A 10414-nucleotide genomic window follows, 5' to 3' on the forward strand; every position below is an offset into this window, starting at 1 on the left:
TTACAGATATGGGTTAATTTACATTCTGGGCATTGCATAAATTATTCCTCCTATTCATACTCTAACTCAGCAACGCCTAAATTTTATAATTATCTGCAACTGACGCACTCTAAATCATATTGGTTATTGCTTATTTTGTCAGGTGCGTCAATCTCTTTTAGATTTTAGAATTGAAGAATTATCTGCAACTGACGCACCCTACAGGTTGGTTATTCCTTAGCCGAAAAGGAGTGGCCGCAGCTACAGCTTTGGGCGGCATTGGGATTGTGAAATCGGAAACCTCCGCCCATCAAGTCTTCTGAATAATCCAAGGTGAGCTCATTGAGATATTTTAAGTGCTGGGGGTCGATCGCAACGGAAATTCCCTCGGACTCGCATACAGCGTCTTCTGGGGCTGGCGCATCGTCAAATGCCATTGTATAAGACAAACCGGAGCAGCCGCTCGATTCCACGCCCAGACGAAATAAAGCATTGGGGTTCGGATGCTTCGACTTGAGGCGCGTTACTTCTGTTGCTGCTGTTTTGCTCAGATGAATCATTATGAGTAATTGGTAATTTGTAATTGGTAATTTGGAAGTAATGTTGAGTTTTGAAAATGTAGAATCTGCCTAGGCGTGTACCTTACCCGGAGAATGTAGGGTGCGCCGGGCCGCGCACCTTACCGCTATATCTTTAGCAACTTGAGTTACTTAGCCTTTTCTGTACGAGCATAATCGTCTTGAAAGCGGATAATATCATCTTCTCCGAGATATTCGCCATTCTGCACCTCAATTAAAACAAGGGGGATAACTCCCGGATTTTCCAGGCGGTGAGAAGTGCACTGAGGAACGTAGGTAGACTGATTTGTAAACAGAACTTGTTCAGTTTCGCCACAAGTAACTTTTGCAGTACCAGAAACCACAATCCAGTGTTCGCTGCGGTGGTGGTGCATTTGCAGGCTGAGGCGGTGTCCCGACTTAACTTCGATCCGCTTAATTTTATATCCTGGGCCTTCTTCTAGAGTCGTAAACGAGCCCCAAGGCCGCAATTCTGTAGCGGCTATTCCGTTGGGTGCTGCAGGTGCGTGCAGGGTAGATACTTGAGAAATTTCTTGAATCTGAACCATGATTTTCACTCCTTGAGGATTCCTTGCTGAATCCTTTGGTAAACGACGTTGTTTTTTGAGATTAACTAATATATAGTTAAAACCGAAGCCCACCTGCGGGGACTGGTTAGCCGACTGTAGAGTTTTGCAAGAGTTGTGCTCAGCCCGATCGACTTGCCTTAACAACCATAGCAAAACCCACATAGCTGTTGTCACCTGTTATTTGATCGATCGCCCCAATCTACATCAAATCTTCATAGAAAGGGCGCTGGTTCTTGAATATTGATTAAAGGTGAATCCTAATCCAGCTCTTGAGACTGCTGTTGCAAAACTTCTAGCATCTGGTTAGAGACCCTCTGAGATGAAACCTGGTTGAATAGTTAGACTTGAATAAGTTTGGCTAAGTTCTGTGAAGCAGTGATAAGTAAACCGAACGTCGTAGAGTTTTTTTAATTCTGCAACCAGGGTGGGACAAAGCGGCCCAAAGCTATCTAACCAGGCTTTGAGTCGATCGACTTTTTGCAATTTTTCAGAAATACTCATTGCTGTTGAGAAGGCGAAATGCTGGTGGAGAATGTCACCCAGACGCTGAGGATACAGTCGCATTAACAATGCTATAAACTCATTTCTCAAAAACAGGCTTTCCGGCCTGTTCCCCAGAGAGTAAATTTTGTGGGCTGGGCCGGAAAGCTCGCCCTTGAAAAGCTTATTAACAAGGGTGCAAGATGTGAGTTGGTATCGGAATTACACATCTCTCTTCTCTTCTTCCTCTGCGCTCTCTGCGGCCTCTGCGGTTTAATAATTCTTTAATAATTCACAGAATTGAAGAGTCTTTAAGCATAAATCTTGAACCTCCGGGTTCCCTAGTTAAGTTATCGGCTTTAACTATTTTTTTACGCTTGATCGAATAAGTTGGGATTTTTTGGTAGCTCTACCCAATTGAGTAGATCCACATATAATACATGATACTAGAGCGATCGGCATCCCATCCTCTACTGTAGATCAACATCTTTTCGCCACTTTGACAGGAGCATCAAAATGAACAGCAACGGACTGCCACAAAAGCAAGGTCTGTACGATCCGCAGTTCGAGCACGACGCTTGCGGAGTCGGATTCATCGTACACATGAAGGGTAACAAATCCCACGAAATTGTCGAGCAGGCACTGACAATCCTCTTGAACCTCGACCACCGGGGCGCGTGCGGCTGCGAACCCAACACCGGAGACGGGGCGGGGATTTTGATGCAGGTGCCCCACAAGTTTCTCAAGAAAGTAACAGCGGCCCTAAACATCGAACTTCCCGAAGCCGGCGAGTACGGCGTTGGCGCGATTTACTCGTCGCCAAATCAAACTGAACGCGAAAACGGCAAACGCATTTTTGAGGAAATCGCGGCAGAAGAAGGCCAGGAAGTGTTGGGCTGGCGCGATGTTCCCACCGACAACTCGTCCCTCGGCGACACCGCCAAATCTAGCGAACCCTTCATGCAGCAAGTGTTCCTCCGGCGCGCCGCAGGTATTGACGAGGCGGCTTTCGAGCGGAAACTGTACGTCATCCGCAAACGGGCTCACAATGCCATCCGCAGGACTAACACAGACCCATACTGGTATAATTCCACACTCTCCTGCCGGACGATCGTCTACAAGGGTATGTTAATGCCGGTGCAAGTCGGCGATTACTATCCCGACCTGCACGACCCCGACATGGAAAGCGCTCTAGCCCTGGTTCACTCGCGCTTCAGCACGAATACTTTTCCGAGTTGGGAACGATCGCACCCTTACCGCTACATCGCTCACAACGGCGAAATTAACACGATGCGCGGCAACATTAACTGGATGCACGCGCGGCAATCGCTGTTCGAGTCGGAACTATTCGGCGATGACTTAAAGAAAATCCCCAATTTAATCAATATCGAAGGCAGCGACTCGACGATTTTTGACAATGCTTTGGAATTGCTGAATTTGGCCGGGCGTTCTTTGCCGCACGCTGTAATGATGATGATTCCCGAACCTTGGACAGCCCACGAGTCCATGAGTGACGAGAAAAAAGCTTTCTACGAATACCATTCTTGCTTGATGGAACCTTGGGACGGCCCAGCTTCGATCGCCTTTACCGATGGTACATCGATCGGGGCCGTGCTCGATCGCAACGGTTTGCGCCCTTCCCGCTACTGCGTTACCAAAGACGACTTGGTAATTATGGCATCGGAAGCGGGAGTTTTGCCGATCGCCCCTGAACGAATTGTATCAAAAGGTCGCTTGCAACCGGGGCGGATGTTCCTGGTAAATACCGAGGAAGGCCGCATCGTCTCTGACGAGGAAATTAAACATCAAATTGCCTCGGAACACCCGTACCGCCAGTGGATCGACCAGCACATGGTCGAAATCGCCAAACTCAAAGATGCGCCGGCAGTAGCAGAATCTCATCCCGAAACATTATTGCAGCGGCAAATGGCCTTTGGCTACACCTTTGAAGAACTGCGGTTGCTGTTAGCACCGATGGCCAAAGATGGCGTAGAAGCTGTCGGCGCGATGGGTGCGGATACGCCGCTGGCGGTGCTTTCCAATCGGCCAAAACTGCTTTACGAATACTTCCAGCAGTTGTTTGCTCAAGTTACCAATCCGCCGATCGATTCTATCCGCGAAGAAATTGTAACTTCTGCCGAAACTACGATCGGCGCTGAACGCAATTTGCTCAAACCGGAACCGGAAAGCTGTCATTTAATTGAACTGAAAACGCCAATTCTCAGCAATGAAGAATTAGCTAAGCTCCAACACGTAAATGAGGGCAATTTCAAGTCACTCACCGTGCCAATTTTGTTTGACCCCAAAAGCGGTGTAAAAGGTCTAGAACAAGCCTTAGAAGAGGTTTTTGCAGCAGCAGACAGCGCGATCGCCTCCGGGGTGAATATCCTCATTCTGAGCGATCGGGGTATCAGTCCAGACCAAGCTCCAATTCCGGCGCTGCTGGCAGTTGCGGGCCTGCACCACCACTTGATCCGCAAAGGTACGCGCACGCGGGCGGGACTCGTTCTCGAATCCGGTGAACCGCGCGAAGTGCATCACTTTGCGACACTGATTGGATATGGTTGCGGCGCGATTAATCCGTATTTGGCCTTTGAGACGATCGCCGATTCGATCCGCGAAGGATTGCTGCTAAATGTCGAGTACAAAACAGCTTGCAAAAACTACATCAAAGCCGCAACTAAAGGTGTGACGAAAGTTGCCTCAAAAATTGGGATTTCCACCATTCAAAGTTATCGCGGCGCGCAGATTTTTGAGGCGATCGGCTTAAACAAATCTGTAGTTGATAAATACTTTGCTTGGACGGCCTCGCGGATTGAAGGTGTAGACCTCGAAGTCATCGCCCAAGAAGCAATTTTGCGCCATACTCACGCATTCCCAGACCGCCCATCCAGCGGACATACTCTCGATGTTGGCGGCGAATATCAGTGGCGGAAAGAAGGCGAAGCGCATTTGTTTAGTCCGCAGACAATTCACGCGCTGCAAAAGTCGGTGCGCGATGGCAGTTATACGCTTTTCAAACAGTATTCGGGGCTGGTAAACGAACAAAACCAGCAGCATTTTACCTTGCGCGGTTTGTTGCAATTCAAACAGCGGGAATCGATACCCATTGAGGAAGTTGAGCCGATCGAATCTATTCTCAAACGCTTTAAAACTGGGGCGATGAGTTATGGTTCGATTTCCAAAGAAGCCCACGAATCGCTAGCAGTAGCGATGAACCGCATTGGTGGCAAATCGAACACGGGTGAAGGTGGCGAAGATCCGGAACGCTACACTTGGACGAACGATCGCGGCGACTCGAAAAACAGCGCGATCAAACAAGTTGCTTCCGGCCGTTTCGGCGTTACCAGCTTGTATCTTTCCCAAGCGCGGGAACTGCAAATCAAGATGGCGCAAGGGGCGAAACCCGGTGAAGGCGGACAGTTGCCCGGTAAAAAAGTATACCCGTGGATTGCGAAGGTGCGAAACTCGACTCCGGGTGTGGGATTGATTTCGCCTCCTCCTCACCACGACATTTATTCGATCGAAGATTTGGCCGAATTGATTCACGACTTGAAAAATTCCAACCGGGAAGCGCGGATTAGCGTCAAACTGGTGTCGGAAGTTGGAGTCGGGACGATCGCGGCCGGGGTTGCTAAAGCCCACGCCGATGTCGTGTTGATTTCCGGCTACGACGGCGGAACCGGCGCTTCGCCACAAACTTCGATCAAACACGCGGGATTACCTTGGGAATTGGGACTGGCGGAAACTCACCAAACTTTGGTACTCAACAATCTCCGCAGCCGGATTGTCGTGGAAACTGACGGTCAAATGAAAACCGGCCGCGATGTAGTAATTGCTGCACTGCTTGGCGCTGAGGAATTCGGTTTTGCGACCGCGCCGCTGGTGACATTGGGCTGCATTATGATGCGCGTTTGCCACCTGAACACTTGCCCGGTGGGTGTGGCGACGCAAGACCCGCTGCTGCGGAAAAACTTTACCGGCGACCCCGAGCACACGGTAAACTTTATGACTTTCATCGCGCAGGAAGTCCGGGAAATTATGGCGCAGTTGGGCTTCCGCACGCTGAATGAAATGGTTGGCCGCACTGATGTTTTGGAACCTCAGCAAGCTGTGGAACACTGGAAGGCTAAGGGTTTGGATTTCTCGAAAATCCTTTATCAGCCGGAAGTTGGGGCGGATGTCGGGCGCTATTGTCAGATGGCGCAGGATCACGGTTTGGAAAAGTCTCTGGACATGAGTGTGTTGTTGGATTTGTGCAAAGGTGCGATCGAAAACGGTGAAAAAGTCCACGCCAAACTGCCAATTACCAACATCAACCGGGTTGTTGGCACAATTCTCGGCAACGAAATCACCAAACGCAACTGGGAAGGTTTGCCGGATGACACGGTACACCTGCACTTCCAAGGCAGCGCCGGGCAAAGCTTTGGCGCATTCGTGCCCAAGGGTGTCACCCTGGAGCTCGAAGGCGAAGCTAACGACTATTTGGGCAAGGGGCTCAGCGGCGGCAAGATTATCTTGTATCCGTCGCCAGCTTCTACCTTTGTCGCGGAAGAAAACGTGATTGTCGGTAACGTAGTGCTTTACGGCGCGACATCCGGCGAGGTTTTCATCCGAGGGATTGCGGGCGAACGTTTTGGGGTGCGTAACTCGGGCGTTAACGCAGTAGTTGAAGGTGTGGGCGATCACGGTTGCGAGTACATGACTGGCGGCAAAGTTGTAGTTTTGGGTGAAACCGGGCGCAATTTTGCTGCGGGTATGAGTGGCGGTGTTGCTTACATTTTGGATGAGGCGGGCGATTTTGCTACTCGCTGCAATATGTCGATGGTGGATTTGGAAAAATTGGAGGATGTTGAGGAAATTAGCGATTTGCGGCAGTTAATTCAGACTCACTTTGATTTGACTGGAAGTGCGAAGGCATCGAAGGTTCTGGCTGCGTGGGATGAGATGGTGCCGGTGTTTGTGAAGGTGATGCCGAGGGATTACAAGCGGGTGTTGCAGGCTATTGAAAGGGCGATCGCATCGGGTTTAAGCGGTGATGATGCGCTGACGGCTGCATTTGAAGAAAACGCTCGCGATGTCGCCCGGATTGGCGGCAGCTAGGGTTTAGCATGAGGAATGGGTAATGGCTGTTACTCAGCATTAATTGCCTATTCCTCTATTAATCAATATAAGAAGCAAACACACCATCACAGACTTAGGAGACTGATTTTTGAATAGGCTACAAAGATTAACCCTCAATGGATTTAAGTCTATTAAGGCAATGGATCTGGAGTTGCATCCCCTAAATATTCTGATTGGAGCAAATGGGGCAGGCAAGAGCAATCTTATCTCGTTTTTCAAGATGCTCAATGAGATGATGGCTGGACGCTTTCAACAATACATTGCCACCTCAGGGCGTACCCAATCTCTCTTGCACTTTGGACCTAAGATAACGCCCCAGATAGAAGCAAAGCTGGACTTCGAGGTTGACAATGGGGTAGATGCCTATCACATACGGCTATTTCATGCCGCTGGTGATACGCTGATTTTTGCCGAAGAAACGTTAAGTTTTCTGCAAAGAGGTTGGGGAGCCCCTAGAACTGACGAACTGGGTGCAGGACATCAGGAAACCCAAATCATCAAAGCAGCAGAGTCCGGCAAGCAAACGGCTAAGACGCTTAGATACTTACTCAATCGTTGCCGTGTGTATCACTTTCACGACACATCGTCTACAGCAGATGTGCGTCAATCTTCTTATGTTGGCAACGATCGATGGTTAATGCCGGATGCTGGAAATCTACCTGCATTACTTCTGAGATTTCGTAAAGAGAATGGAGGTGCAGCTTATCAGCGCATTATCGGAACAATCCGTCTTATTGCACCTTTTTTCGATGATTTTGTTCTTGAACCAGATGTATCTAATCGCGTCATTCTCAACTGGCGACACAAGGAGTCCGATCAGGTATTTGGACCGCATCAATTTTCAGATGGTACTTTGCGTGCCATAGGCCTTGCTACGCTGCTCTTACAGCCAGAAGATGAACTGCCAGAACTCATTGTTGTTGATGAGCCGGAATTAGGGCTTCACCCCTATGCCTTAAATGTGGTTGCTGCTTTGTTTCGTAAGGCTGCACTGCATACCCAAATTCTCATTAGCACCCAATCCAGTTCTTTCTTGGATAATTTCGATCCTGAAGATGTAATTGCGGTGAACCTAGAAGGTAAGGAATCCCAATTTAAGAGGTTAAATCCTACAGAATTAGACGCATGGCTCGACGAGTATAGCTTGGGAGAAGTTTGGGAGAAAAATATTATCGGGGGAGGTCCCCATTAATGGTGCGCCTTTACCTATTTGCCGAAGGACAAACCGAGCAAACATTAGCTGACATTTCGATCAAACCACATTTAGCCCAATATGAAGTGTTTATGCACAATCCCATACTCATTGCTCATGCAAGAAAGAAGGGTAAGGTGCATCGAGGTGGCGGTCGTAAGTATGTGCCGATGAAGGAGGACATCATGCGATTTCTTAAGCAAGAGAAAGCGCCCGATGTATTCTTCACAACTATGATTGATTTATATGCTATTCATCCTGATTTTCCGGGATTAGCTGAGTCTGAGAGTATAGGCCAAGATCCACTACAGCGAGTTGAATTTTTAGAGCAACGCTTTGCAGAGGATATTGGCGATCATCGATTCATTCCTTACATTCAGTTACATGAATATGAGGCATATCTCTTTTCCGATCCAACCTGTTTTGAGTACCTTGATGCTGGACGGACAAAAGAGATTGAAGCTCTCCAAGATATTGCTAGTCAATATCCGACACCTGAGTTAATCAACGATGGGCAGCAAACAGCACCTAGCAAGCGTATCATCGCGCAGTTTCCCGATTACGGAAAAGCAAAATCTGTTTTTGGACCACATTTAGCTGAACAAATTGGATTGCAAGTAATTCGGAGTAAATGCTCTCACTTCGACAAATGGCTGTCAAGACTTGAATCTTTAAATGGGGAAGGGATTATATAAAAGCGATTGAAACTACTGGAAAGATTGACGATCGAGGGCGACTTTTTCTCGATCGACCTCTTGCTATTGTAAGCCACACCCACGTTCGGATTATTGTTTTAGTACCGGAAGACACTGACATCGATCCGGATGATGACCCCACTGAAACTGTCCTGGAAGGGCTTCAGCAAGGCTTCCATGAGGCAATTACCGGACAAACTCTCCCCTTCTCCCAACTGTGGAATTGATATAAAATTAGGGAAATCAACAAGCAAAATGATTCAATCCATACCGAAAATATCCATCAAACCTGGATACCGTCCCCAGTCGGAGGATAAAACTCCTGAAGCTGATGCAATTGATTTTTACCTACTGCGGCAACTCACCAATTCCCAACGGTGGCAAATGGGGGCCAAATTAAATCGTTGGGCAAAAACTGTTAGCTTGCGCGGGATGAAAAAAGCTTGTCCCTCAACCTACAAAGAGCGATTTGCTCGATCGATATTAGGTAGCAAGTGGTTGCCAATTTTAACCCCCACCAGTGAGCCCTCTATGTGGACGCAAGACCCCAGCGAAATTGCTAGACTGTTGCACCCAATTTTTGAAACATTAGGTGTCTCTTATTATATTACAGGAGGCGTTGCCGCTTCTGTCTATGGCGACCCGAGAACAACACGCGATTTAGATTTAGTAATTGAATTGCTCCGGGACAATATTTTTCAATTAGTTGAAGCACTAGAAACGGCTGGTTTTTACTGCCCTCCGGGTTCGGTAGAAGATATTCAAGAGGGTAGAGGGATGGTGTTGAGCGTCACTCAGATGACTTCAGTATTGAACGCTGATATTGTGCTGAATTCTAATACAGAATTCGATCGCTCAAAAATGGCAAGACGACGATTAGAAGCGCTTGACGAAGCTGGTGTAGAACAATTTTGGGTGGCTTCTCCTGAAGATATTGTGTTGGCAAAACTGCTCTGGCGGCAACAGTCTCAGTCTCAAAAACAATGGAATGATGTTTTGGGAATTCTGAAAGTCCAATCTGAGAATTTGGATCGGGGTTACTTAACAGAGTGGGCCCAACAATTGGGGTTGATTGATGATTTGAACCTAGCTTTTACTGAATCAGGGATTTGATGCGATCGCCCACAAGTGCAGACATACCTACAGTCATGATATTGTCCGAAGGCGATCGCCCCTAAAATATTTACAAAAATAAATCTGGTATGCAATCTATATCTAGCTGGTAGAATAGATAAACCTGAGCGTTAAAATCGCCAATGTATGACAGCGTTCTTACAAACTATGCAATGGAATATCTAACTTTTAGAGAAGCCGATCGAGATGACATACAGGCGATCGTCAATATTCACAATTCTCATGCGCGCGGTCAAAATACGTCGATCGAGCGCGGCTTTTTGCTAACACAAATTACTGAAGATGAGATTGTCCAAAGCTTAAATAATTCATGCAAATATTTTGTGTCAGCTAAAGCCGATGGCGAAATTATGGGATTTGTTGCTATATCACAACCCAAAATATCCGATGAAATCTTGGATAAAATTATCTGGAAAGATGAGGTTTTTAAGAAAAGAGTCACCAGCGATCGGCATTTTTATCTCGAAAGAGTAGCAACAAAGTTAGATTGGATGGGTAGAGGTGTTGCTCAATTTATGTATAAAGAAATTTCTCAACTTTTTCCAAATTCATTTATTTCGCTGTTTATTGTTACCCAGCCAATAGCCATTCGTAACAAGTTAGAAGGGAGTATATTTTGTCAATACCTCTTTGTATAGAAATCTAAGTGAATAATAATGATAA

Annotated in this window: 9 protein-coding genes; 6 read left to right on the forward strand and 3 right to left on the reverse strand. The window is 47.3% G+C overall.

Annotated features, from left to right (window positions below; translation table 11 throughout):
• Positions 1-209: 209 nt before the first annotated feature.
• From QUA90_RS29250 to QUA90_RS29260, 3 genes are all read right to left on the reverse strand, one after another.
• Entirely contained in the window at positions 210-539 is a 330-nt protein-coding gene (locus QUA90_RS29250; RefSeq protein ID WP_333448660.1) for an iron-sulfur cluster assembly accessory protein, read from the reverse strand.
• A 146-nt stretch (positions 540-685) separates the two neighbouring features.
• Positions 686-1105, reverse strand: a complete 420-nt coding sequence (locus QUA90_RS29255) for a phosphomannose isomerase type II C-terminal cupin domain (RefSeq protein ID WP_333448661.1) — start codon at positions 1103-1105, stop codon at positions 686-688.
• A gap of 324 nt (positions 1106-1429) precedes the next feature.
• A complete protein-coding gene (locus QUA90_RS29260) occupies positions 1430-1690 on the reverse strand; it encodes a hypothetical protein (RefSeq protein ID WP_333448662.1) in 261 nt (86 codons plus the stop codon).
• A 432-nt stretch (positions 1691-2122) separates the two neighbouring features.
• Here QUA90_RS29260 and gltB point away from each other — a divergent pair, with 432 nt between their 5' ends.
• From gltB to QUA90_RS29285, 6 genes are all read left to right on the forward strand, one after another.
• On the forward strand, positions 2123-6709 hold the full coding sequence (gltB, locus tag QUA90_RS29265; RefSeq protein ID WP_333448663.1) for a glutamate synthase large subunit: 4587 nt from the start codon (positions 2123-2125) through the stop codon (positions 6707-6709).
• Between the two features lie 109 nt (positions 6710-6818).
• Entirely contained in the window at positions 6819-7922 is a 1104-nt protein-coding gene (locus QUA90_RS29270) for an AAA family ATPase (protein WP_333448664.1), read from the forward strand.
• Positions 7922-8617 (forward strand): DUF4276 family protein, encoded by a 696-nt coding sequence (locus tag QUA90_RS29275; protein ID WP_333448665.1) that lies wholly within the window; start codon positions 7922-7924, stop codon positions 8615-8617. The genes QUA90_RS29270 and QUA90_RS29275 overlap by 1 nt, the downstream gene beginning before the upstream one ends.
• 5 nt (positions 8618-8622) lie before the next feature.
• Positions 8623-8844 (forward strand): type II toxin-antitoxin system RelN family antitoxin, encoded by a 222-nt coding sequence (locus QUA90_RS30620; protein WP_445300153.1) that lies wholly within the window; start codon positions 8623-8625, stop codon positions 8842-8844.
• Between the two features lie 28 nt (positions 8845-8872).
• Complete coding sequence (locus tag QUA90_RS29280) at positions 8873-9730, forward strand: hypothetical protein (RefSeq protein ID WP_333448666.1); 858 nt, start codon at positions 8873-8875, stop codon at positions 9728-9730.
• A 143-nt stretch (positions 9731-9873) separates the two neighbouring features.
• Entirely contained in the window at positions 9874-10389 is a 516-nt protein-coding gene (locus QUA90_RS29285) for an N-acetyltransferase (protein WP_333448667.1), read from the forward strand.
• Positions 10390-10414 lie beyond the last annotated feature (25 nt).

It is taken from the genome of Microcoleus sp. D3_18_C4, assembly GCF_036702355.1.
Lineage (GTDB): Bacteria > Cyanobacteriota > Cyanobacteriia > Cyanobacteriales > Microcoleaceae > Microcoleus.